This window comes from Mesorhizobium sp. M0047 (genome assembly GCF_040323315.1).
Taxonomy (GTDB): domain Bacteria; phylum Pseudomonadota; class Alphaproteobacteria; order Rhizobiales; family Rhizobiaceae; genus Mesorhizobium.
Genome location: NZ_JAMYUW010000121.1, coordinates 1 through 536, shown reverse-complemented (window position 1 = coordinate 536; position 536 = coordinate 1). Strand labels below are relative to the sequence as shown.

Annotated in this window: 1 protein-coding gene; it reads right to left on the bottom strand. The window is 57.5% G+C overall.

The annotated features are described in order from the left end of the window. Positions 1–536 (bottom strand): Crp/Fnr family transcriptional regulator (locus tag NKJ89_RS35665; RefSeq protein WP_352609088.1); only part of this gene is annotated, 536 nt, incomplete at both ends.

Below are 536 nucleotides of genomic sequence, written 5' to 3'. Positions count from 1 at the left end.
AATTCGAGAAACTTGCGCTCGCGCAGTTCCCGCAGCATCCGATTGACATGAATGGGCGTGAGTCCGAGGGCATCCGCGAGATCGTACTGGGTAAGAGGGCATTCATAGCTGTTGCGGGTGACAGAGCCGATTCGTTCAAGACGCGTCCTCAGTTCGAGGAAGAGATGCGCCGTCCGCGCCAAGGCGCTGCGTCGTCCAACATTGGTGAGATGTTGAGCCACAACCGCTGCGTTGTGCACGAGGGTTTCGATAACGAGGGAGAACAGACGGGGCGACTGCATGGCAGCAACGGTAAATGTCTTGGTGGAAGCCACCAGAACCGAAAGTTCGGTTTGAGCCACAAACGTTTCAAGAGCCCTGCCCGTGTAGGACTGAGGCAGGACGATATCGCCTCTCAGCGCAAAATCCAGGATCTGTCGCTGCCCGCCCGCAAGCTCATGAGAAATGCACCCCCAGCCCGACTCGACTATGAACATGCGATCACAATCCTCGCCCTGATTGACGATGACCGTCTCCGCCAGATAGCGCTTCGGCGT